Annotated in this window: 19 protein-coding genes; 6 read left to right on the top strand and 13 right to left on the bottom strand. The window is 72.8% G+C overall.

Annotated elements, in window-relative coordinates:
- Positions 1 to 212 precede the first annotated feature (212 nt).
- Positions 213 to 599: an MGMT family protein gene (locus tag ACZ7FF_RS24125; protein WP_470814336.1), complete on the bottom strand. Its 387-nt coding sequence runs from the start codon at positions 597 to 599 to the stop codon at positions 213 to 215.
- 186 nt (positions 600 to 785) lie between these two features.
- Between ACZ7FF_RS24125 and ACZ7FF_RS24120 the strand changes: the two genes are divergently transcribed.
- The 6 genes from ACZ7FF_RS24120 (at position 786) to ACZ7FF_RS24095 (ending at position 8,758) form a co-directional block, all read left to right on the top strand.
- Complete coding sequence (locus ACZ7FF_RS24120; protein ID WP_470814335.1) at positions 786 to 3,692, top strand: lysylphosphatidylglycerol synthase transmembrane domain-containing protein; 2,907 nt, start codon at positions 786 to 788, stop codon at positions 3,690 to 3,692.
- Positions 3,693 to 3,764: 72 nt separating this feature from the next.
- Complete coding sequence (locus ACZ7FF_RS24115; RefSeq protein ID WP_470814334.1) at positions 3,765 to 5,309, top strand: alpha/beta hydrolase; 1,545 nt, start codon at positions 3,765 to 3,767, stop codon at positions 5,307 to 5,309.
- Positions 5,310 to 5,445: 136 nt separating this feature from the next.
- Complete coding sequence (locus ACZ7FF_RS24110; protein WP_470814333.1) at positions 5,446 to 7,017, top strand: alpha/beta hydrolase; 1,572 nt, start codon at positions 5,446 to 5,448, stop codon at positions 7,015 to 7,017.
- A gap of 301 nt (positions 7,018 to 7,318) precedes the next feature.
- Complete coding sequence (locus ACZ7FF_RS24105) at positions 7,319 to 7,846, top strand: peptidylprolyl isomerase (RefSeq protein WP_470814332.1); 528 nt, start codon at positions 7,319 to 7,321, stop codon at positions 7,844 to 7,846.
- 136 nt (positions 7,847 to 7,982) lie between these two features.
- Complete coding sequence (locus tag ACZ7FF_RS24100; protein WP_470814331.1) at positions 7,983 to 8,231, top strand: helix-turn-helix transcriptional regulator; 249 nt, start codon at positions 7,983 to 7,985, stop codon at positions 8,229 to 8,231.
- Entirely contained in the window at positions 8,228 to 8,758 is a 531-nt protein-coding gene (locus tag ACZ7FF_RS24095; RefSeq protein WP_470814330.1) for a hypothetical protein, read from the top strand. Before ACZ7FF_RS24100 ends, ACZ7FF_RS24095 begins: the two co-directional genes overlap by 4 nt.
- A 138-nt stretch (positions 8,759 to 8,896) precedes the next feature.
- Here ACZ7FF_RS24095 and ACZ7FF_RS24090 read toward each other — a convergent pair whose 3' ends face one another.
- The 12 genes from ACZ7FF_RS24090 to ACZ7FF_RS24035 all read right to left on the bottom strand — a co-directional run bounded on the left by ACZ7FF_RS24090 (position 8,897) and on the right by ACZ7FF_RS24035 (position 23,735).
- Positions 8,897 to 9,694, bottom strand: a complete 798-nt coding sequence (locus ACZ7FF_RS24090; RefSeq protein ID WP_470814329.1) for a DUF1963 domain-containing protein — start codon at positions 9,692 to 9,694, stop codon at positions 8,897 to 8,899.
- Positions 9,695 to 9,817: 123 nt separating this feature from the next.
- A complete protein-coding gene (moeZ, locus tag ACZ7FF_RS24085) occupies positions 9,818 to 10,996 on the bottom strand; it encodes an adenylyltransferase/sulfurtransferase MoeZ (RefSeq protein WP_470814328.1) in 1,179 nt (392 codons plus the stop codon).
- 63 nt (positions 10,997 to 11,059) lie between these two features.
- Positions 11,060 to 11,809 carry a spherulation-specific family 4 protein gene (locus ACZ7FF_RS24080; RefSeq protein WP_470814327.1) on the bottom strand — a complete coding sequence of 250 codons (750 nt, stop codon included), beginning with the start codon at positions 11,807 to 11,809 and terminating at the stop codon, positions 11,060 to 11,062.
- The gene (locus ACZ7FF_RS24075) at positions 11,797 to 12,756 is read right to left on the bottom strand and encodes an NAD-dependent epimerase/dehydratase family protein (RefSeq protein WP_470814326.1); all 960 of its coding nucleotides are present in this window, start codon (positions 12,754 to 12,756) and stop codon (positions 11,797 to 11,799) included. Before ACZ7FF_RS24075 ends, ACZ7FF_RS24080 begins: the two co-directional genes overlap by 13 nt.
- A gap of 249 nt (positions 12,757 to 13,005) precedes the next feature.
- On the bottom strand, positions 13,006 to 14,085 hold the full coding sequence (locus ACZ7FF_RS24070; protein ID WP_470814325.1) for a hypothetical protein: 1,080 nt from the start codon (positions 14,083 to 14,085) through the stop codon (positions 13,006 to 13,008).
- Between the two features lie 521 nt (positions 14,086 to 14,606).
- On the bottom strand, positions 14,607 to 16,307 hold the full coding sequence (locus ACZ7FF_RS24065; protein ID WP_470814324.1) for a DUF3492 domain-containing protein: 1,701 nt from the start codon (positions 16,305 to 16,307) through the stop codon (positions 14,607 to 14,609).
- 201 nt (positions 16,308 to 16,508) lie between these two features.
- Positions 16,509 to 18,101 carry a dipeptide ABC transporter ATP-binding protein gene (locus ACZ7FF_RS24060; RefSeq protein ID WP_470814323.1) on the bottom strand — a complete coding sequence of 531 codons (1,593 nt, stop codon included), beginning with the start codon at positions 18,099 to 18,101 and terminating at the stop codon, positions 16,509 to 16,511.
- A complete protein-coding gene (locus ACZ7FF_RS24055) occupies positions 18,098 to 19,096 on the bottom strand; it encodes an ABC transporter permease (protein WP_470814322.1) in 999 nt (332 codons plus the stop codon). The genes ACZ7FF_RS24060 and ACZ7FF_RS24055 overlap by 4 nt, the downstream gene beginning before the upstream one ends.
- Complete coding sequence (locus ACZ7FF_RS24050) at positions 19,093 to 20,103, bottom strand: ABC transporter permease (RefSeq protein WP_470814321.1); 1,011 nt, start codon at positions 20,101 to 20,103, stop codon at positions 19,093 to 19,095. The genes ACZ7FF_RS24055 and ACZ7FF_RS24050 overlap by 4 nt, the downstream gene beginning before the upstream one ends.
- 4 nt (positions 20,104 to 20,107) lie before the next feature.
- The gene (locus tag ACZ7FF_RS24045) at positions 20,108 to 21,826 is read right to left on the bottom strand and encodes an ABC transporter substrate-binding protein (RefSeq protein WP_470814320.1); all 1,719 of its coding nucleotides are present in this window, start codon (positions 21,824 to 21,826) and stop codon (positions 20,108 to 20,110) included.
- A gap of 178 nt (positions 21,827 to 22,004) precedes the next feature.
- On the bottom strand, positions 22,005 to 22,100 hold the full coding sequence (locus ACZ7FF_RS24040; protein ID WP_470814319.1) for an Ms4533A family Cys-rich leader peptide: 96 nt from the start codon (positions 22,098 to 22,100) through the stop codon (positions 22,005 to 22,007).
- A gap of 57 nt (positions 22,101 to 22,157) precedes the next feature.
- The gene (locus ACZ7FF_RS24035) at positions 22,158 to 23,735 is read right to left on the bottom strand and encodes a DUF3152 domain-containing protein (RefSeq protein ID WP_470814318.1); all 1,578 of its coding nucleotides are present in this window, start codon (positions 23,733 to 23,735) and stop codon (positions 22,158 to 22,160) included.
- Positions 23,736 to 23,737 lie beyond the last annotated feature (2 nt).

Below are 23,737 nucleotides of genomic sequence, written 5' to 3'. Positions count from 1 at the left end.
GCGTGCGAGGCGGTGACCGTGGGGTGAGGGGGACACGTGCCGACGACGCTACGCCGCCGCCCCGGTCGGAAGCAGGGCTTCCGCTTCTTCCCTCACGGCACTCCGGCCACGCGGGTCCCTCATCCCACGAACGTACGTCATGCCACGGACGTCCCCGGTGTCCCTCGTACGGACTACAGGCCCTCCCCGGCGGCATCCGATGGCGGAAGCTGTCAGGTGTGACCCTCCGCGCCCGTGTCGCCGTCCCACCGGGCCCGCCGCATGTCGAGCCGCGGCAGGTGGCCCTCGGCGCTCCTGCCCGCCTCCTTCAGCGGCGTGCCCTCGGTGCGGTAGTGCTCGAGCGCGCGCAGCTCGTGGCCGGGCAGCAGCGCACCGTCGGCCCGTACGACGCGCCACCAGGGGACGGCGCCGCCGTAGAGGGACATCACACGGCCGACCTGGCGCGGGCCGCCCTCCTCCAGGAACTCGGCCACGTCGCCGTACGTCATGACCCGCCCCGGCGGAATAAGCTCGGCTACCTGAAGGACCCGCTCGGCGTACTCCGGCAGGGCGTCCGGGTATGCCTCCCGGGTGTCCTCGGCAGGGCTCTGGTCGCTCATTCGCCCCATCCTGCCGCACCCCGCCGACATCGTGGCGGGGAGCGCACCCGGCGGCCCTCTCGCCCCTGGGCGGCACTTCCGGCAGACTGTCCGCCCGCGCATCCGCACCCTGATGCCCGCGCGTGTCGGCCGGGCATGCCACCATCGTGCGGGCGGTGACTGGTGATACGAGACCAAGAAGAGACCATGAAGCAGCAGGGCGTGCACCCGGAGGGCGGGGCCGGCAGCCCTGACACCCCCGCGCGCCCCGGCGCCGCCCGCCCGGGCGACGGGGACAGCGACGCGCACCGGGAGGACACCGGTCCGCGCCCGGACGACGGTCCACGCGAGCAGGGGGAGGACGCCGGCGCCCACGAGGCGGACGGCACGCGTGCGCGCGAGGACCGCACCGAAGCTAATGAGACGCGTCACACGCGCGCGCGTGAGGACGAGACCGCGGCCGAGGGGGCGCACATCCCGCAGAACCCGCCGGCCGAGCCGAGCGCCGACGCCGACGACCCGCACGCCGAGGAGGTCGAGGGGGACGAACCGCTGCTCCCCGCGCGCGTGCACCGCCCCTCCGACCTCATGCGGCTCCTGGTGGGCCTGCTCGCCATCGTGGTGCTGCTGGCCGTCGCCGCGTTCGCGCACGGCACCACCTCGGGTCTCGAACAGGACATCAACAAGGGCACCGGGCAGGCCCCCGACCTGCTGATCAGGTTCGCGGGGCTAGCGTCGAGCATCGCGATCCTCCTCGTACCGGTCGCCTTCGCGATCGAACGGCTGATCAAACGGGACGGGCTGCGGATCGCCGACGGCGTCCTCGCGGCCGTCCTCGCCCACGGAGTGACACTCGCCACCGACCTGTGGGTCGCACGGGCCGCCCCGGGCTCGATCCAGGAAGCGCTCACCCAGCCCTCGCCGGGCGACATCCACGCCCTGACCGACCCGGTGCACGGCTATCTGGCCCCCGTCATCGCCTACATGACGGCCGTCGGCATGTCCCGCAGACCCAGATGGCGCGCGGTGCTGTGGATCGTGCTGCTGCTCGACGCGTTCTCCATGCTGGTCACCGGCTACACGACCCCCTTCTCGATCATCCTGACGGTGCTGATCGGCTGGACGATCGCCTACGGAACCCTGTACGCGGTCGGCTCCCCCAACGTCCGCCCCACCGGCCAGACCCTGATGGCGGGCCTCAGGCACGTCGGCTTCCACCCGGTCAGCGCGGCCCGCGAGGACGTCTCCGAGGCGGAGAACGGCGACCGCGGGCGCCGCTACTTCGTCACCCTGGAGGACGGCCCGCCGCTGGACGTCACGGTCGTCGACCGGGAGCAGCAGGCCCAGGGCTTCTTCTACCGGGCCTGGCGCAATCTGACCCTGCGCGGCTTCGCCACCCGCTCCAGCCTCCAGTCGCTTCGCCAGGCGCTGGAGCAGGAGGCCCTGCTGGCGTACGCGGCGATCGCGGCGGGCGCCAACGCCCCCAAGCTGATCGCCACCTCGGAACTCGGCCCGGACGCGGTGATGCTCGTCTACGAGCACACCGGCGGGCACACCCTGGACTCACTGGCCGACGAGGAGATCACCGACGAGCTGCTGCGCAACACCTGGCACCAGGTACGCGCGCTGCAGTCGCGGCGCATCGCGCACCGCAGGCTGGCCGGTGACGCGATTCTGGTGGATCGTTCCGGCAATGTGATCCTCGCCGAGCTGCGCGGCGGCGAGATCGCGGCAGGTGACCTGCTGCTGCGCATGGACGTGGCCCAGCTGGTCACCACGCTCGGCCTGCGGGTCGGCGCCGAGCGCGCGGTGGCCTCGGCGGTCCGGGTCCTCGGGCCCGACGCGGTCGCCGACTGCCTGCCACTGCTCCAGCCGATCGCCCTGACGCGCTCCACGCGCGCGACGCTGCGAAAACTGGCCCGGGAGCGGGCCCAGCGCGAGCGCGAGGCGGTCCTGGAGGCGTCCCGGCAGACCAAGCAGGCCCGCCTGGAGGAAGCCGGGGAGCACGGCACGGACCTCCTTGAGACGACCGACAAGAAGGCCGTACGCGCGCAGGCGCGGGCCGAGAAGCGCGCCCTCGACGAGGCCCTCGACGAAGCGCGCGAGGAGGACCTGCTCACCCAGATCCGCCACCAGGTGCTGCGGATCAGGCCCCAGGCACCGGTGGAGCCGGCCCGGCTCGAACGGGTGCGGCCGCGCACCCTGATCAGTCTCATCGCCGGTGCCATCGGCGCGTACTTCCTGCTGACGCAGCTCACCCACATCGAGTTCGGACCGCTGATCGCCAACGCCCAGTGGGGCTGGGTCGTGGCGGCCCTGCTGTTCTCGGCGCTCAGCTATGTCGCGGCGGCGATGCAGCTCCTCGGGTTCGTACCGGAGCGGGTGCCGTTCCTGCGGGGCATGGCGGCCCAGGTGGCCGGCTCGTTCGTGAAGATCGTGGCACCGGCGGCGGTCGGCGGTGTGGCCCTCAACACCCGGTATCTGCAGCGCGCGGGGGTCCGGCCGGGGCTCGCGGTGGCGAGCGTCGGCGCGTCGCAGCTGGCCGGGCTCGGCTGCCACATCCTCATGCTGCTGTCCTTCGGCTATCTCACCGGCACCGAGAAGACGCCGTCGCTGTCGCCGTCCCGCACGGTCATCGCCGGTCTGCTGACGGTGGCGGTGCTGGTGCTCGTCGTGACCTCGGTGCCGTTCCTTCGGAAGTTCGTCGTCACGCGCGTGAGGTCGCTGTTCGCCGGTGTCGTGCCCCGCATGCTCGACGTGGTGCAGCGGCCGCAGAAGCTCGTCACCGGAATCGGCGGCATCCTGCTGCTGACGTTCTGCTTCGTGATGTGCCTGGACGCCTCCATCAGGGCGTTCGGCGACGGCTCGACCTCGCTGAGCATCGCCAGCGTCGCCGTCGTCTTCCTGGCCGGCAACGCGCTCGGGTCCGCGGCGCCGACCCCGGGCGGCGTCGGCGCCGTCGAGGCGACCCTGACGGTCGGCCTGATCGCCGTCGGTCTGCCCAAGGAGGTCGCCGCGCCGGCCGTCCTGCTGTACCGGCTGCTGACGCTCTGGCTGCCCGTGCTTCCGGGCTGGCTGGCCTTCAACCACCTGAGCCGCAAGGGCGCCCTGTAGCAGCGGCCGACGGCGTACCTCGTACGGCTCGTGCCCCGCGCGGGCCGGCGTGCGCGCCCCCAGGATGGATACATGGCCAACCCCTTCCGGCTGCGTGCCACCGCCGTGACCACGACCGCCGTGCTACTGGCCGCGCTGCTGGCCGGGTGCGGCGACAGTGACCAGGACGGGGATCTCACGGCGCAGAAGCTGGACTGGAGGGACTGCCCCGCCCCGTCCGAGGCGCAGGGCGGCGGCGGTGCCCCCTCCCCGCTGCCGAACGGCACCCAGTGGCAGTGCGCCACCATGCGGGCGCCCCTGGACTGGAGCAGGCCCAAAGGGGACACGATCGGCATCGCGCTGATCCGCGCCAAGGCCGGCGGACCCCCGAGCAAACGGATCGGCTCGCTCGTGTTCAACTTCGGCGGTCCCGGCGGCAGCGGCGTCACCACGCTGCCCGCGTTCGGCAACGACTACGCGGCCTTGCGGACCCGCTACGACCTGGTCAGCTTCGACCCGCGCGGGGTCGGCCGCAGCGCACCGGTCGAGTGCGAGGGCGACTCCGAGCTCGACTCGTACTTCCAGCAGGACGCCACGCCCGACAACGCCGCCGAGCAGGCCCAACTCATCAACCGCACCAGGCAGTTCAACGCCGCCTGCGAGAGGAACTCCAAGAAGATCCTGCCGCGGGTGAGCACCACCGACGCGGCCCGTGACATGGACCTGATGCGGCAGGTCCTGGGCGACGCCAAGCTGTACTACTTCGGCATCTCCTACGGCACCGAACTCGGCGGCGTCTACGCCCACCTGTTCCCCAAGAAGGTCGGCCGGGCCGTCTTCGACGCCGTCGTCGACCCGACGCAGAACCCCGAGCAGAGCGCGCTCGGCCAGGCGCGGGGCTTCCAGCTCGCGCTCGACAACTTCGCCGAGGACTGCACCTCCAAACCGACGGAGTGCCCGATCGGGAACTCCCCGCAGGACGTCAAGGACCGCATCGCGAAACTGCTGAGCGACCTGGACAAGAAGCCGCTCCCGGGCATCTTCCCGCGGCAGCTCACCCAGACCGCCGCGACCAACGGCATCGCGGAGTCCCTGTACTCCAAGGACTTCTGGGAGTACCTCACCGAAGGGCTGGAGCAGGCGTACGACGGCGACGGCCGGGTCCTGATGCTGCTGTCCGACTCGATGAACGGCCGCAGCGAGAACGGCGAGTACAGCAACATCACCGCGGCGAACGCGGCGATCAACTGCGCCGACGAGAAGCCGCGGTACACCACCGGCTTCGTCCAGCAGAAGCTGCCCGAGTTCCGCGCCGCCTCACCGCTGTTCGGGGACTACCTGGCATGGGGCATGGTCAGCTGCACCGACTGGGCGGTACCGGGCGCCGCCGACCATCCCGACGTCAGCGCGCCCGGGTCGGCGCCCATCCTCATCGTCGGCAACACCGGCGACCCGGCCACCCCGTACGAGGGTGCGAAGAAGATGGTGGACGCGCTCGGCAAGGGCGTCGCGGTGGAGCTGACGTACAAGGGCCAGGGGCACGGCGCGTACGACAGCAAGAACAAGTGCGTGCAGAGCGCGGTGAACAGCTATCTGCTGGACGGCAAGGAGCCGGAGGCCGGCACGGTCTGCACCTGATCAGCCACCACACTCCCCAAAGATTCCGCAGGTCAGAGGGTTATCCACAGGCCCCCACGGGCTCGGGTCGGTACGCCTACCATGGCCTGGAACGCCCGGCGCGGCACGACGCGGAGGGCCTGTGAGGGGGGTGCGCATGGTGCGCTTGATGCGGTGGACGGCCGCCGTGGCCGCCGCGCTGCTGCTGGCCGGCTGCGGCGGCTCGCCGGACGGCGGCGCCAACGGAAAGGGACACCGGAGCGGGAAGGACGACGGGGGCGGGGGAACGCACGCCGCACCCTCGCCGGGGTCGCCGGCCGAGCACACCGTCGTGCCCGCCTCCCTCACCTCCCAGCGCCTCGACTGGCAGCGGTGCAAGGCCGCGGGTGACTCCCCCGCCCCGAGCGACGACTGGCGGTGCGCGACGCTCAAGGTGCCGCTGGACTGGTCCAGGCCGGGCGGCACGACGATCGGCCTCGCCCTCATCCGCGCGAAGGCGACCGGAGGCGACCGCATCGGCTCGCTGCTGTTCGACTTCGGAGGCCCCGGCGGCTCCGGCGTGTCGATGATGCCGTACTACGCGGCCACCGTCTCCAGGCTCCGTGAGCGCTACGACCTGGTGAGCTGGGACCCGCGCGGGGTCGGCGCGAGCGAGGGCGTCCGCTGCCGCGGCGACCGTGACATCGAGGCCGCCGAGGACGTCGACGCCACACCGGACACCCCCGCCGAGGAGAAGGCCTACCTCCAGGACGCCGCCGACTTCGGCAAAGGCTGCCAGAAAGCCGCCGGCCGACTGCTGGCCCATGTGTCCACCACCGACACCGCACGCGACATGGACCTGATGCGCCAGGTCCTCGGCGACGCGAAGACGCACTACTTCGGCATCTCCTACGGCACCGAACTCGGCGGTGTGTACGCCCACCTGTTCCCGCAGCGGGTGGGCCGGATGACCCTCGACGCGGTGGTCGACCCGACCGCGGACACCGTCGGCCAGGCGGAGAACCAGGCCCGCGGATTCCAGCGGGCGCTGGACGACTACCTGAAGTCCACCGGCCAGGACCCCGCGCAGGGCTCGCGCGAAATCGCGGACCTGCTCAAGCGGCTCGACGCCCGGCCGCTGCCCACCTCGTCCGGGCGGAAGCTGACCCAGACGCTCGCGGTCACCGGGATAGTGCTGCCGCTGTACAGCGAGTCCAGCTGGCCACGCCTGACCAGCGCGCTGAAGTCCGCCGAGAGCGGCGACGGTTCGGAACTGCTAGCGCTCGCCGACGACTACGACGAGCGGCAGCCCGGGGGCCATTACGGCACGACGTCCCACTCCCAGCGGGTCATATCGTGCCTGGACGACAAGGAGCGGCCGACGCCCGCCGAGACGAAGAAACGGCTGGCCGGATTCGAGCGGATCTCACCGGTGTTCGGGGACTTCCTGGGCTGGGACACGGCGGGCTGGTGCCACGACTGGCCGGTGCCGGGCCAGTTCGACACCCCGCAGGTGAGCGCGCCGGGCGCGGCCCCGATCCTGCTCGTCGGCAACACCGGCGACCCGGCCACCCCGTACGAGGGCGCCCGGAGAATGGCCGACGGACTGGGCAAGGGCGTCGGGATGGAGCTGACCTGGAAGGGCGAGGGCCACGGCGCGTACGGAAACGGCAGCGACTGCGTCGACTCGGCGGTGAACGCCTATCTGCTGGACGGGACGGTGCCGAAGGACAGCAAGGTCTGCTCCTGACGGCGGACCGGCGGCCGCCCCGAGGCCCGGGTCACCGGCCAGGACGCCCGTGCCGCCCTGGCCGTCGCCCTCGCGGCCGTCCGGTCCGTCACCACCGGCGGACCCGTGCGCGTCGCGGACATGGAGGACCAGCAGGCTCCCGAGGAGGCCGGCTCGGCGCCGACCGGCTGATCGCATGCGCTGCGGCCAGGCCCCGGCCGTCACCCGTTCGGCGGGATTGCCGCGCCGCCCGAAGGCGACGATGCGTGCCGCCGACGGCCGCGTGCCACGATCGCATGACGAACCGTCAGAGAGGATCACCGTGGCAGAGCAGCTGTACGCGACCATGAAGACCAGTCAGGGCGACATCGTGATCCGCCTTCTCCCGAATCACGCGCCGAAGACGGTGAAGAACTTCGTGGAACTGGCGCAAGGCGAGCGGGAGTGGGTCCACCCGGAGACGGGCGCGTCGACGACCGACGCACTGTACGACGGCACGGTCTTCCACCGGGTCATCGACGGCTTCATGATCCAGGGCGGCGATCCGCTGGGCAACGGCACGGGTGGCCCCGGATACCGGTTCGCGGACGAGTTCCACCCGGACCTCGCCTTCGACAAGCCGTACCTGCTCGCGATGGCCAACTCCGGGCCGGGCACCAACGGATCCCAGTTCTTCATCACCGTGGCCCCCACCGCGTGGCTCACCGGCAAGCACACCATCTTCGGGGAGGTCGCCGACGCGGGCAGCAGGAAGGTCGTCGACGCCATCGCGACGACGCAGACCGACCCCCGCACCGACCGACCCGTCAATGAGGTCGTGATCGAGAAGCTCGTCGTCGAGACACGCTGAGACCCGGAGCACGGCAGAAGCCCAGGCGTCCGACCGGGTCGGACACCGTGGGCTTCGTCGTCTCACCGGAGGGCAGGGCGGCCGCCTCCCTTCTCGCGTGTTGCAACCCTTTCTCAAGATGTAGTAGTTCTTATACATGAGCGAGCAGGTACACAACAGACTGGCCATGGTTCGCGCCGAGCGGAAAGTCTCGCGGCAGCACCTGGCCGAGGCGGTGGGGGCGCACTACCAGACCATCGGCTACATCGAGCGGGGGCAGTACAACCCGAGTCTCGACCTGGCTCTGAAGATCGCGAGGTTCTTCGAGCTGCCGGTGGAGGCGCTCTTCTCGCTGGACCCGTTCCGGCCGCTCACGGATGAGATCTACGGGAGGAAGACGTCATGACCACGACGCCGCTCACACGCTACGACCGCCACATGCTGCGGCTGATGAACGATCGCCGGGGCCGCCCCCTGTACGCCACGGGCGCACGTCGGCGCACGGTGGTCGCCGCACATGTGGTGCTCACGGCGGCCATAGGCGCCCTCATGGCCTACAGCACCCTCACGGAGGCCAGGCCGATCTGGGCCGTCGTGGTCATGGTGGTGCTGCTGCTGCCGTGGGTGGTCGCGACCGGGGCGATCAACGCGGCCACCCGTGGCCTGCTCGAACTGCGCGGACGAGCCCTGGACGAAAGGCAGTTGACCGAGCGCGCCCGGGTGCAGGCCCGCGCCCATCGGCTGATGACCTTGCTCCTTGCCGCAACCGCCGTCGGCCTGCTGATCGCGGGTGCGTCCGCCGGCCATGCCGTGACGACGTACGCCGCACCGGCACTCATCGCCGTCCTGGCGGTGCACCGGCTGATGCCGTTGTGGGTGGCCGGCCTGGCAGCCCAGGACGAACCGGCCGAGGACGACGCCCTCGCGGCCTGAAGGGCCGCGGCGTCCGGCCGACAGCCCGAGCAGCAGGGGTGAGCGGCCGGACCGGCTCGGGCGTTCAGCGGCCGACCGGGGTGCGCGCGCTCAGCCCGGTCACCGCCGACGGACGACGGTGCGCGCTCGTCGTGCGGATCAACAGCACAGGGCCTGCGCCACGGCCTGGCCGAAGTCGCCGGCCGCGAGTGCCTGGGCCGGGATCGTGAAGTACAGCGTGCCGGCGTCACCCCAGCCCCATCCCAGTTCGGCGTCCCCGGCGAGCTGAAGCAGATGGACGGCAGGGCCGTCGGCGTCGCGGGACGACACCTTGAGCGTGTACGAGGTGTCCGGCCAGCCGAAGGCGCAGTGGCTGCCTGCGGTGTTCCCGTCGAGGTCCGCCATCTCGTCGAGGATGAGCGATGCCGCGCCCCAGTGCTGGTCCCTGTCGAACTCCACGTCCTCGTCCTCGACGTCCCAGCAGTCCGGGAGCATGGCCGCCTCGGCCGCGTGAACGGGTACGGTCGGGTAGCTTCTCGCCGGTTCGGGTGCCGTCGTCTCGACCGCCCGTGCCGGGTCGGCGGGGACGACGCGGCAGATCCCGGGTCCGGACGTGTCCAGTCGGCGGTACTCCTCATACGGCACGTCCGGATCGAGGTGGAAGAAGTTGAGCAGGCCCGGCCGTACGGGCAGTTGGTCGCCCAGCCAGGCAGCGAGAGCATCGGTGTCCAGCACGGCGTGCAGGGACAACGGAACCCCGCGGTGTTCGGGCCAGCAGGTCTCCGGTTCGAGGAGGGCGGGCCCACCGAGTCGGCATCGGCCGGTGGCCCGCGTACCGCCCACCGGGCGGTCCAGCCGGAAGCCGCGGCGGGCCATGGCGGCGAACTGCCGCCCGGCCTTCTCACCGAGCCGTTCCGTGCAGGCGCGGCTCAGCCCGGCAGGGTCGTCGAACTGCATGCCAGGATCCTCGCAGAACGGTGAGGCCGGGCGGCGGGCGAACGGCAACGGCAGAAGCCCACGGCGGCTGAAGTGTTCAGTGCCGTGGGCCTCGTCAGGTCTGCCGGTCGGCGGGGCCGATGCCTAGTAGACCGGCTTGTCCGGTTCGATCTGGTTGACCCAGCCGATGACCCCGCCGCCGACGTGGACGGCGTCGGCGAAGCCCGCGGACTTCAGGACGGCGAGGACTTCCGCACTGCGGACACCCGTCTTGCAGTGCAGGACGATCTTCCGGTCCTGCGGAAGGGTCTCCAGGGCGCCGCCCATGAGGAACTCGTTCTTCGGGATCAGCTTGGCGCCCGGGATGGAGACGATCTCGTACTCGTTCGGCTCGCGGACGTCGATGATCTCGATGTTCTCGCCGTCGTCGATCCACTCCTTGAGCTGCTTGGGAGTGATCGTGGAGCCGGCGGCCGCCGCCTGGGCCTCCTCGGAGACCACGCCGCAGAAGGCCTCGTAGTCGATGAGCTCGGTGACGGTGGGATTCTCGCCGCAGACCGCGCAGTTCGGGTCCTTGCGAACCTTGACCTGTCGGTACGTCATCTCCAGGGCGTCGTAGATCATCAGGCGGCCGACCAGCGGCTCGCCGATGCCCGCGAGGAGCTTGATGGCCTCGTTGACCTGGATGGAGCCGATGGACGCGCACAGCACGCCCAGCACGCCGCCCTCGGCGCAGGAGGGGACCATGCCGGGCGGCGGGGGCTCCGGGTACAGGCAGCGGTAGCAGGGGCCGTGCTCGGACCAGAAGACCGAGGCCTGGCCGTCGAACCGGTAGATCGAGCCCCAGACGTACGGCTTGTTCAGCAGCACGCACGCGTCGTTGACCAGGTACCGGGTCGCGAAGTTGTCGGTGCCGTCGACGATCAGGTCGTACTGGCCGAAGATCTCCATCACGTTGTCGGCCTCGAGCCGCTCCTCGTGAAGGATCACGTTCACGTACGGGTTGATGCCCTTGACCGTGTCCCGCGCGGACTCGGCCTTGGAGCGGCCGATGTCGGACTGGCTGTGGATGATCTGGCGCTGCAGGTTCGACTCGTCGACCTCGTCGAACTCCACGATGCCAAGGGTGCCCACGCCCGCGGCGGCCAGGTACATCAGCGCCGGCGAGCCCAGGCCGCCGGCCCCCACACAGAGCACCTTGGCGTTCTTCAGCCGCTTCTGCCCGTCCATGCCCACATCGGGGATGATCAGGTGGCGGGAGTACCTGCGGACCTCGTCTACGGTGAGCTCAGAAGCTGGCTCGACCAGGGGTGGCAGCGACACGGGGACTCCGTTGGTCGGTCGATCACTACAGTGGTTCTTGCTGCAACACTGCCACGCCCTCCTTCATTCCGAGACACCCGTTCCGATACGCGAGACGATCTCGTCCCAGTAGCCGGGCATGGTCTCCCAGGGGTCGGCGCGGCCACGCCGGTCGGTGTGGTCGGTGAAGTAGATCGTGGCCGCTCCCTGCCAGCGCGCGATGCGCAGCGCCTCCTCCAGATGCCCCCGGGGCACGCTGTGCACGAAGTGGCAGAACCGGTCGGGCGGGTAGTCGGCGGTCCACTCGGCGACCTGCGACCAGCGGTAGTCGGACCAGGGCCCGGAGAAGGTCACCAGCTGGTCGGCGTTCTCGGCGTAGCCCGGGTGCGGATGGCTGCCGTGGCCGAGCACGATGTGGGCGGTGTCACTGATCGTCCTGAGCGTGGTGACCGCGCGGCGGACCCCGGGGAGCGCGGACCGCTCCCCGGGGCAGCGGTCCAGGAGGAAGCCGTCGACCCGGTACCAGTCCAGATGGCGCTGGGCGTCGGCGAGCAGGTCACCGAGGGCGCGGGCGCCGTGGGCGAGGTCCAGGTGGCCGAGGAGGCGGACGCCGGCCCCGCGCAGCCGGCCCGCCGCCTCCAGGCAGTGCGGGTCGGGGCGGGTGCCGGGTCCGTCGGCCACGTCGAGGACGACCCAGTCCAGCGGGGTGCCGGGGCGGGCCAGCTCGGCCCACTGGGCGGGCGCGACGAGCGGGTGGGCGTAACCGGGGACGCCGAGGACGGTGCGGACCCGGGTGCTGGTGGTGTCCGTGGTGGTGCTGGTCAGATGCGGCATGCCGCCTCCATCCAGATGTCGGCCAGGGATTCTTCGAGGTTGATGCGGGGCCGCCAGCCGAGCCGGTCGCGCGCGGTGCGCACGTCGGCCTGCTGCCAGCTGCCGCAACCGTCCGGGTAGGGGTACGCCACCGGGGCCGCGTGCTCGGAGTCGGCGCGCGGGTGGCCGATGGCGCTGCGCAGGGACCCGGGCGGGGCGTCGAGTTCGTGCAGCGCGCCGCCGTAGCCGGCCACGCGCGCGAGGACGGCGGCGGCCTCCCTGAGGCGCACGGCACGGCCGGAGCCGATGTTGATGACGCCCTGCGCGGCGGAGAGCGAGGCGGCGTGCACGGCGCGGGCGACGTCGCGTACGTCGATGAAGTCCCGCTGGGCGCCGAGCCCGCCGAGCTTGAGTTCGCCGTCGCCGGACTGCATGGCGCGGCGCATGGCCTCGGCGAGGCGGCCGAGCGGGGAGCCGGCCGGGGTGCCGGGCCCGGCGGGCGAGAAGACGCGCAGCACGACGGCGTCGAGGCCGGAGCCGAGGACCAGTTCGGTGGCGGCGAGCTTGCTGACGCCGTACGGGCCGCCGGGGCGGGGCACCGCGTCCTCGGCCGTGGACGAGCCGGGCTGGCTGGGGCCGTACTCGGCGCTGCACCCGATCTGCACCAGGCGGGCCCCGCAGCCGCTGCGCCGCAGGGCCTCGCAGACCGTGGCGACGGCGACGGTGTTGTGCCGGGTGAGTTCGCGGGCGCCGCCGCGGGTGGCGCCGGCGCAGTTGACGACGACTCCGGGGTGGACCGCGTCGAGGAAGCGGGTGAGCGCGCCCGGGCTGCCGGTGGCGAGGTCGAAGCGGACGTCGGCGTCGTCGCCGCGGCCGAGCGCGGTGAGCTGGACGGCCGGGTCGGCGAGCAGGCGGTCGGCGACGAAGCGGCCGAGGTATCCGTTGGCTCCGATCAGCAGGACCCTCATCGTGCGGCTCCCGGGGTGTGCACGCGGGCGGAACCGGCCGTGGCGCGGGCTCCGGCTGTTGCGGGCTCTCCGGCGGTTCCGGTGGCTCCGGACGCTCCGGGTCGGGAGGTGGTCATCTGGTCTTCTCCTTCAAGGGGGTGGTGCTGGTGCCTGGGGCGGCGCGCCGGGCGTCCGCGGCCGCCGCCCGGGGTGCTGTCGCGCGCCGCGGGTGGGGGACGAGGGGGTCCGGGCGGGCCGGTGACGGTGGGTTCACCCGGGTGCTCCCGTGGGCGCGTGGGCGGCGGCCCGGGTGAGGGTGCGGCCGGCGTGGACCAGCAGGGCCAGGGCCGCGATGCCGCAGGCGAGGGCCGGTACGGCGGCTTCGCCCCAGGCGTCCACGAGGCGCTCGACGGGCACCGCCACGAAGCGGCAGCGGGGCAGCCGGCCGGTCAGGACCAGGGCGACGGCCAGCGCCTCGGTGGCCGCCGCGGCGCCGAGGGCGTACGCGGGGGCGCGTCGGTGGTGGTGCGCGCTGAGCAGGCGGGCGAGCAGGAGCAGGGCGCCGAGCGTGAGGGCCTGCGGGTAGGCCGCGGGTTCGCGCAGGACCGAGCCGCACAGCAGGAGCAGCGCGGTGAGCGCGCCCAGGAACAGGGCGAGGGTGCCGAACAGCAACGGTCTGGCGGCGGCCGTGAAGTCCTCCAGGCCCCGGCTGCCGGCGAGCCTGCGGCGGGCGCCGGCGGTGAGGAGGTGGGCGCACCATGCCGCGGGGGCGCAGGCCAGGGTGAGGGCCAGGGCGGGCGCCGTGGCCGTGGGCCAGGGGTCGCCCGGGGCGCCGGTGGGCGGCGCGTCGGGGCCGCCGGTCAGCACGCCGTGGAGGAGGCCGTCGCCGAGGAGGACGTATCCGAGCAGCCAGAGGGTGCACGCGTACGTGGCGGCCACCGTCCGCCACGCGCGCGTGCCGGACGGAGCGGCGAGAGGTGCGTGGCGCAGGGCCGCGCGGGTGGCGAGGGCGACGGCGAGGACGCCGCCGACGGCCACGAGCAGTCGGGGCTCTCCTCGGGTGAGCCGGACCCCGGTCACCGCGGCCGCGCCGAGGACACCGGGCAGAAGGGTGAGCAGGACCCAGCCCACGCGTGCCCGGGGGGCCGGCAACGGCTCGGGGCCGGGGCGGAGTTCGCCGCCCCGTGGCACGCGCGCGTACAGCTCGTCGGCGAGTGAGAAGACGTCACGGTGGCGGAAGCGGGCGGCGGTGCGGTCGGTGATGCCGTGGGCCTCCAGACCGGCGGCGATCTCCAGCGGGTCCACGGCCCGCTCGCACAGCTCCCGGTGCCGGTGCAGCAGCGTCTTCACGGGGTCCCCGGCTCCGCGCCGGGGTGCGCTTCTGCGCCCGCTGTCCGGGCCGGACGCGGCGGGCTCCGGCCGACCGGTACACGTGGCGGGGGCGGCCTCAGCGGGCCGGACGGCCGAGGACGCCGGTGACTGCGGGCCGCTGGCGGACGCCTCGGAGGGGTACAGCGCCGTCAGGGGCACCTCACCCGCACGGAGCGGTCCAGGACCGTCGGCAACCCCTGGGACGCCGACGACACGAGAGCCACGCTCGCCCACCTCTGCACCACCGGCCCCCTCGAACGCGCCGGCCGCATCAGAACCACCGGCCACTTCGAAGCGGTCGCCCACCTCAGCACCACCGGCCCCCTCGAACGCGCCGGAACCCTCAGAGCCACCCATGGCATCGACAGCACCGGCGTACGCCCCCGCCGCTTCCAACCCCCCAGCGGCTTCGGCCCACTTCCCCGGTCGCGCGTCCCACGCGTCGACGGCGCGGGGCATCCCGGGCGTGTCCGGGCCGCTCGCCTCGTTCATCCCGTCCGTCACGCCCCCTCCGTCACCCGTGTCGCCCGGACCGGTGGGCTCGTGGCCCAGCCGGGGTCGGCCCGGGGCAGGACGCGTGCGGTGCGGCCGGTCCAGCGGCCCGGGACGTGGGACTCGGGGGGCGTGGCGAACGGCAGGGGGGCGCCGGCCTCGTCGAGGACGACCCGGCGCACCGGGCAGCGCGCGACGATCTCCAGGTAAATGCCGTGAAATGCCGCGATGTTCTGCTCGACGGTGAACAGTTCGAGTGCGCGGGCGCGTGCGGCGGCGCCGAGGCGCGCACGGCGCTCGGGGTCGCGCAGCAGTGCCACGCACGCGTCGGCGAGCGCCCGCGGATTGCGCGGGGGTACGACGAGTCCCGTACCGCCGATGACCTCCACCACCGCGCCGGCGTCCGTGGAGACGGTGGCCCGGCCGCAGAACATGGCCTCGACGAGGCTGACCGGGAAGCCCTCCACCACGCTGGAGAGGACGACGACCGCGCCGGCCGCGTACGCGTCGGGCAGGGTGGGGGCCTCGGGGCCGCCGACCTCCTCGAAGGAGACCGGGTTGTCGCCGATGTCGTGCGCGCCCTCCGCCTCGTCCGGGAAGAGTTGTGCGGCGAGCACCCTGCAGTGGCCGAGGTAGGCCGCCCCCTCGGGGCCGCAGGGAGCGCCGACGATCCGCAGGCGGGCCCTGGGCTCCACCTTGCGGACCTCGGCGAAGGCGTGCAGCAGGGAGACCAGGTCCTTGGCGGGTTCCACGCGCCCGACCCAGACCAGCGTGTCCGGGGCCGCGCGGTCCGGGGACTCGCCGACCTCCGTGAAGCGGTCGGCCTCCATGCCCGGGTGCACCGTGCGGATGCGGGACCGTTCGGCGCCGCAGCGTTCCTGCCAGCGGCGGGCGTGCGCGTTGCCGGGGGTGAGGATCTCGGCCCGGCGGTAGACCTCGGTGGCGAGCCGGCCGTGGAAGGCGGCGAGCAGGGCGCGTACGGCGGGGGCGGCGGCACCGGGGCCGAGGGCCAGGTAGTGCGAGCGGAGTTGCACGCCGTACTCGGTGACCAGCAGGGGCACCCCGGAGAAGTGCCGGGCGAGCAGCCCGGGGAGGGCCACGGGCCCCCCGGCGGTGGCGTGGCAGAGGTCGGCCGCGCCGAGGCCGTCGTCGCCGTACCAGTCGAGGGAGAGGGGGCGCAGGGCGCGTTCGAGGTGTGCGGTGACGGTGAGCAGGTCGGGCACGCGCGCCTCGCGCGCCGTGCGCGGCGCCGCGGGGGCGCGGCAGGCGCGTTCCAGGGTGCGTACGGCGGCGTCGGAGCGCAGGGCGCCGGCGAGTGCGCCCTCCTCGCGGGCGAGTTCGGCGAGGCCGTACAGCGCGCTGGCGAAACGGTCCGCCAGAGCGGTGCACCCGGCGTCGGCGGCTTCGGCCGGGTCGGTCGCGGCGCACATCGCGCCGACCAGTTCCCCGTGGCACTCGGTGAAGCGCCGGCGCGCGCGCCGCCCGTACGCGGGCGAGTCGTCCCCGGTCGTCCACAGGGGCGCCGTGCGCACCCGGCCGACGTGCGGTGGGAGGGGGACCCAGCCCTCGTCCTCCTGGTGCCGGCTGCGGCTGAGGGCGTAGACGTCGAACTCGTGCCGCCCGAGCCCGCGCACGAGCCGGTCGCACCAGAGTGCCGCCTCGCCGGTCACATACGGGTAGCCACCCTGCGTAACCAGTCCTATGCGCATGTGTGCACCCCCGATCTCCCGTCTGGGGAGCCGCCGTTGTCCCGGCGGCTCGCAGCGGGACGAACGTAAGGGGACAAGGTGGTGGTGCGGCGGACGGTTGTCCGTCGCACCACCAAAAGGGGTGAACGGTCGTAACTTTCGCGTGCGGGTCGCGTTCGGCCGCGCTAAGCAGTCACACGGCGATCATCCGAGCACGAAACGTTACGCCGCCGCGGGTTCGCGGCGGGCGGCGCGCCGCCGGGCGGCCAGTTCCGGGTCGAGCGCGGGTACGGCGGCCAGGAGCTGTCTGGTGTACTCCTCGCGCGGGCTGTCGTACACCTCGTCGGCCGGTCCGTACTCGACGAGCCGGCCCCGGCGCATCACCGCGACCCGGTCGCTGACCTGCCGTACGACGGCGAGGTCGTGCGCGATGAAGACCAGCGCGAGCCCGAGTTCCCGCTGCAGCTCGCCGAGCAGCGCCACCACCTGGGCCTGTGTGGTGACGTCGAGCGCGGAGACGGGTTCGTCGCAGACGATGACGCGCGGCTCGGCGGCGAGCGCCCGGGCGATGCCGATGCGCTGGCGCTGTCCGCCGCTGAACTCGTGCGGGTAGCGGTCGTAGTGCGCCCTTTCGAGCCCCACGCGCTCCAGCAGCTGCGCCACGCGCTCCCGGATGTGCCCCTCCTCGTGGCCGCCACGCGCGCGGAGCGGGTCGGCGATGGACTCGCCTACGCCGCGGCGGGGGTTGAGCGAGGAGACGGGGTCCTGGAAGACCATCTGCACGGCCGGGTTCACTCCGGTGTGCGGGCGCCCCTCGTAGCGGATCGCGCCGGCGGTCGGCTCCAGCAGCCCGACCAGCATGCGGCCGAGCGTGGTCTTGCCGCTGCCGCTCTCGCCGACCACGCCCACCGTCTCGCCGCGGCGGACGGTCAGCGAGACGTCGTCCACGGCGGCGAACGCCCGCTTGCCGCGCCCGAACTCGCGCCGCACGCCGGCGGCCTCCAGGACCACCTCGCCCGCCGCCCCGGAGCCGGTGCGGCGCGCGTCCACGCGCGGGACGGCGTCGAGGAGTTCGCGGGTGTACGTCTCCCGGGCCGCCGCGAGGACCGCGCCGACCGGGCCGCGCTCGACCGCCCTGCCGTGCCGCATCACGAGGACGTCGTCCACGCTCTCGGCCGCCACGCCCACGTCGTGGGTGACGAGCAGCAGCCCCATCCCGGTCTCCTCGCGCAGCGTGTGCAGCAGGTCGAGGATCTGGGCCTGGACGGTGACGTCGAGGGCGGTGGTCGGCTCGTCCGCGATCAGCAGGCGGGGGTTGCAGGCGAGGGCCATGGCGATGAGGGCGCGTTGGCGCATGCCGCCGCTGAACTCGTGCGGGCGGGACCGGGACCGCCGCCCCGCGTCCGGAATCCCGACCCGGTCGAGCACCTCGACGGCACGCGCGCGTGCGGCGCGCCGCGACACGCGCGCGTGCGCGCGGTGCACCTCGGCGATCTGGTCGCCGATCGCGAAGTAGGGGTCGAGCGAGGACAGCGGGTCCTGGAAGACCATGGCGGCCTGCGCGCCGCGCAGCCGCCGCAGTTCCTCGTCGGTGGCCCGCCGCACGTCGGTGCCGGCGACGAGGACCGAGCCGCCGACCCTGGCCCCGGTGCCGCGGTGCAGGCCCAGCAGGGCGCCCGCGACGGTGGACTTGCCGGAGCCGGACTCGCCGACCAGGGCCAGGGCGGCGCCCTCGGCCAGGTTGAAGGAGAGCCCGTCGACGGCCCGCAGGGAGCCGAACTCGACGGTCAGGTCCGTGACTTCCACCAGGCTCATGCGAGCACCACCCGTCGGTCGGCCACCGCGTACAGCACGTCCGCGACGGCGTTGGCGAGGACCACGAAGAAACCGATGACCAGGACCATGCCGACGACCACCGGCAGATCGACGACCGTCACGGCGTGCACCAGTTCCTGGCCGATGCCCGGCAGGCCGAACAGCGTCTCGGTGAGGACGGCGCCCCCGACGGCCGAGCCCACGTTGTTGGCGTTGAGCGCGATCACGGGCGCCAGGGCGCCGCGCAGGGCGTGCCGTCCGACGACGGAACGCTCGGCCACGCCGTACGCCCGGAAGGTCCGGACGTGGTCCTCGGCGAGGGTCTCCAGCATGGCGGCGCGGGTGAGGCGGGCGAACGCGGCCGCCTCGATCAGGGCGAGCGAGAGCCAGGGCAGCAGCAGGTTCCACGCCCACTGCTCGGGATCGTCGGAGAGGTTCACGTACTGCGGGAAGGGCAGCAGCTGCAGTTCGCCGCAGACGACGATCATCAGCACCAGGCCGATGACGAAGACGGGCGTGGCCGTGCCCGCGAGGGTGACGGCGGTCAGCACGCGCTCGGAGACCCGGCCGCGCCGCCACGCGGACAGCACACCGGTGCCGACGCCGAGGACGAGCCACAGCACCATGGCGCCGAGGACCAGCGACAGGCTGACCGGCAGCCTGCCCAGGATGATGCCCAGCACCTGCTGCCCGCTCTGGTACGACTGCCCGAGGCACGGCGCCGCGCAGTGCTCGACCGAGGTGCCCGTCGAGTAGTCCTGGCCGACGAGGAGGCCCTCCAGGAAGTGCCAGTAGCGCAGGTACAGCGGGTCCCCGAGCCTCAGCTGCTCGGCCACCTGGTGGACCTGCGGGGGCGAGCAGCGCGGGCCGCAGGTGATCTGGGCGACGTTGCCGGGGGTGACGTAGAAGACGACGTAGACGACCACCGAGATGGCGAGCAGGGTGACCACGGTGCCGACGGCGCGGCGCAGCAGGAAGCCGCCGAAGCCGCTCATGCCGATGCCTCCTTCCCGGTCGCGGCGGAGTCCTTGCGGCCGGTGCCGACCCGCAGGCGGGAGGCGGCACGCGGGTCGAGGGCGGTGCGCACGCCGTCGCCGAGGACGGTGAGCGCGAGGACGGTGACGAACAGGGCGCCGGCCGGCAGCAGCAGGTACTGGGGCGCGGCCTGGTACCAGACGTCCGCGGCGGTCAGCATCTGTCCCCAGGACGGGGTGGGCGGCTTCACGCCGACGCCGAGGAAGGACAGCGCCGCCTCGACGGAGATGTTGGCGGGGACCAGCAGCGCGGCATAGGTGATGACGGGCGCGGCCAGGCCCGGCAGCAGCTCGCGCCGGGCGACCTGCCAGGTGCCCCAGCCGCTCAGTCTGGCGGCGGACACGTGGTCGAGCCCCTTCAGGGTGAGCGTCTGGGCGCGGACGATCTTCGCGATGTTGCCCCAGGCGATCAGGCCGATGACGAGGGTGACCAGCACGGGCCGCGGGAAGCTCGACGGCACGATCGCGAGCAGCGCGAGCGACATGATCATGAGGGGCATCGCAACGATGACGTCGGTGGCCCGGCTCAACAGTTGATCAACCCATCGGTTGCCGAGTGCCGAGGCGACACCGATCGCGGTCCCGATGGCGACCTGCACCACCGTCGCGGCCAGCGCCACGCCCAGCGACACCCGCGCCCCGTAGACGAGCCTGGCGAACAGGTCGCGCCCGGTCTGGGGTTCGATGCCCAGCCAGTGGTCCGCGCCGATGCCGCCGAGGGGGCCGACGGGCACGCCTCCGCGCGCGGAGTCGATCAGAGCGGGGTGGTACGTGGTGGGGTCCTGGCCCTCCAGCGCGGCGAGCAGGGGCGCGGCGAGGGCGGCCAGGACGAGCAGCGCGACGACGGCCGCGGCGACCAGGGCGGCGCGCTGCGCCCGCAGCCGCCGCCAGAACTGACGGGCCCCCGAGGCCGCCGGGACGGAGGAGTCCGTCCCGGCGGCCTCGACGGCGGCAAGTGCCTCACTCACGGCGTCACTTCACCGCGACCTGGGAGATGTCCAGCACGCCGGTCCAGTCGCTGATGACGACGTTACGGATGTCCTTGCCGACCAGGCGCTTGTAGACCGGGTGGAACAGCGGCACCACGACGGCCTTGTCGCCGATCTTCTTGTCCAGGGCGCCCCAGCGCTTGGCGGCCGCGTCGAGGTCGGTCAACTTGTTGATCGAGTCAATCTCGTCATTGACCGACTTGTCATTGAGCTGGCTCGCGTTGAAGTTCGCACCGTCCTTGACGATCTGCCGGCCGTCGAAGATCGGGGCGAGGAAGGGACCGCCGGAGGGCCAGTCGGCGCCCCAGCCGGCGAGGAAGAAGCCGGGCTCGGTCTTCACACCGTGGATCTTGTCCCGGTAGTCGTTGTCCTCCAGGCCCTGCAGCCTGACCGTGATGCCGGCCTTCTTGAGCGCGTCCTGGAGGGCCGTGGCGATCTCCGGACTGGTCGCGAAGTCCTTGGCGTCGGAGTGGGTCAGGGTGACGGTCAGCCCGTTCTTGTACCCGGCCTGGGCGAGCAGCTGCCTGGCCTTCGCCGGGTTGCCGGACGCGCCCGCCGGGAACGGGTCGTAGGGCGTGTGGCCGAAGGACTTCTGGTCGGGCAGGAAGGTGGTGGCGGGCTCGGCGAGGGCGCTGCCGCCGGCCGCGTTGACCACCGAGGAGCGGTCGACGGCGTAGGCGACGGCCTCGCGCACCTCGGGGTTGTCGAACGGCTTCACGGTCGGGTTGAACGCGATGTAGTTCGTGTAGCCGAAGTGGCCGGTGCCCACGCGCGCGGCCAGCTCCTTGTCGCCGGTCACCTTCGCGAGTTCGGCGGGGCCGAGGTTGGTGTCCGTGGTGACGGCGGCGGCGTCCGCTCCCTGGGACGCGGACAGCCGCTGGTCGATCACCGAGGAGTCCAGGCCCGAGCGGACGTCGATGGTGTCCGGGTAGGCCTTGCGCTGCTCGTCGGTGGCCGCGGACCAGTGCGGGTTGCGCTTCAGGAGCAGGTGCTCGCCGTCGTTGTCGTTCCTGACGACCCGGTAGGGGCCGGAGGAGACCGGGTGCTCCTCGTACCTGGTGCCCGTGTCCTTGCCCCGCGGGACCGGCGTGAACTGCGTCTGCGTGGCGAGGTAGGGGAACTCGCCCTCCGGCTTGTTCAGGTGGAAGACGAGGGTGCGGCTGTCCGGCGTATCGATCGCCGTGAGGCCCTTCTTGTCCTTGTACGGCCCCTGGTAGTCGGCCGCGCCGACCAACCAGTCCCGCAGATAGGGCGCACCGCCGGAGAGTTCGGGGGCGAAGGAGCGCTCGATGCCGTACTTGACGTCGGCCGAGGTGATCGGGGTGCCGTCCTCGTACTCGAGGCCCTTCTTCAGGGTGTACGTCCACACGGTCGCGTCCTTGCTGGGACGCCCGGTGTCGGTGGCGAGGTCGGGCACGACCTTGGCGCCGGCCGCTCCGCCCGCCCGGGCCCGGGTGGTGAGGGTGCGGAAGACGAGGGAGGGAACGTTTCCGCCGCCGGACGTGTAGAGCCGCGCGGGGTCGAAGTCGGTCTGCGGCTGGGAGTTGAGGACCGTGAGCGTGCCGCCCTTGTGGGGTGCGGAGTCGCCACCGGAGCCCTTGGCATCGTTGTCCTTCGGGCCGCAGGCGGCGGCGCCCGCTGCCACGACCAGGCTGACGGATACCGCTGCCACGCGGCGCGCTGTGACGGACGTTTGACGCATCGGAATGACGACCTCTCGGTGCTGATCAGGGGTTTCTCGCAGAGCGAGACAGATGTACGAGAAGTGAGACGGCTGCGAACAGACGTCGGCCCCGGCGCCGGGTCGTCGAAAACGCCGTGACAGGGTCACGGGCGGAAAAGGAGGAAGAAAGGTCGCGACGCGAACGCCAGGGGCGGCGTCAGCGACAGTGGATGTCGGCCACGCAGAGAGCGGTCACACCGAACAGCGCCAGCTCGATGGCGGCGCTGTTGGAGACGGCATGACTAGACCACATGGTCAAGAAATATGAACGAACTCGCAGCTGATGTCAATGTGACATAAGTGGCGGCTGTCAACTCTTGGGGTAGGGCCAGGGGTTGGGCAGACAGTGGATCCCGTCGTGGTCGAGGAACTTGGTCTGCTGCTGCATGACCGGTGCGAGTTCGCCGCTCTTCTGGCAGGTCACATGGCCGTGACCGAGCCGGTGGCCGACCTCGTGGTTGATCAGCATCTGCCGGTACGCATGGATCTTGTCACCGTACGTCCTGCTGCCCTGGGCCCACCGGTACGCATTGATCATCACGCGCTGGGTGGCGGCCGAGTCGCAGGAGACGTTGTCCTCCGTGGTGTCCAGACCCGACTTGGCGCACCACTTGGCGGTGGTGCCGGGGCTCGCCAGCGTGATCACGAAGTCGGGCTTGCCAGAGGAGACACGCTCGAAGGTGCGCACGCCGCCGTGGCCCCAACTGCGGTCGTCGTTCAGGGTCTTCTGCACGGCGTCGGCGAACAGCGCGCCGTCGAGACCGAGTCCCTGCTCGACGTCCACGCGGTACGTGTACTTCTGCCCGGTGCCCGGCGCCTTGTCGAAACCGGGGACGGTCTCGAACTTCCCCGGACCCTTCAGGGTGGCGCTGAGCGGGTACTTGCGGTCCATCTTCTGCTCGTACGTCAGCGCCACCGCGCCCGCCGGCGCGGAGGGGGCGGACGTCCGGGTGTCCCGGGCCTGGCCGGTGGCGGACCCGGACCGTGCGGCGCCGCCGTCCCGGCCGCCGGTCACCTGCCCGGCGACGACCACCGCGAGCACGGTGGTGACGGCTGCCGCGGCGATGCCCGTGAAGGCGCGACCCTTGCCGCCGCGCTGCGCGGGCACCTCGGCGGTGTCCGTGCCGGCGGCCCCCGACTCGGTCCGCGGTACCTCGGTCCGCTCCTCGGCACGGCGCGGGGCGCCCGCGCGGGGCGTGAAGACGTCGACGTCGTCGAGGTCCCCCTCACCGCCCTCGAAGGCGTCGAGATAGTCCTGCCGCGGCCCACGCCGGACGCCGTCCGGCCCCGCCTTCCGCTGCCGCGGAAGCGTCGCCTCGGGCCCGCCGGCGCCGGGCGGCCCCGCGACGTCCCCCCATCCGCCGCCGGCTTCCCGCTGCTCCGGATGCCCGCCGCGGGCCCCCGCACCACCGGCGGGACCCGGCACACCGCGCGCCGGAGTGCCCTCGGGGCGGCGGCCGCCCCCTTGGGTGCCCGGAAAGCGCGGCACCCCCTGAGCCGGCGTACCGTCCGCGGGCCTCGGCACACCGCGCGCCGGAGTGCCGTCGGGACGGCGTCCACCGCCCTGGGCGCCCGTGGGGCCCGGGACGCGGGGCACGCCCTGCGCGGGCGTGCCGGGCGGGAAAGCGGGGGCCTGCTGCGGGCCGCGCGGCGAGTGGCCGGCGGGGCGGCCCTGCGGCGCCTGCCGCTGTCCCGGAAGCCTGGGCTGCGCGGACTGCCCGGACTGCGTCGGCCGCGTGGCTCGCGGTGCCTCGGGCGCCCCCGAGGCACCCGGGCCCGGCGTGGGCCGCTCGCCGCCCGAGGCGGCGCCCCGGCGGTCCGTACGTTTCGCCGGTATGTCGGCGGCCTCGCCCTTGGGCTCCGGCCCGCGGCGGCTGTGGCGTCCCACTC

The organism is Streptomyces sp. NPDC037126 (genome assembly GCF_055605965.1).
This window is presented reverse-complemented; position numbering and strand designations above follow the sequence as displayed.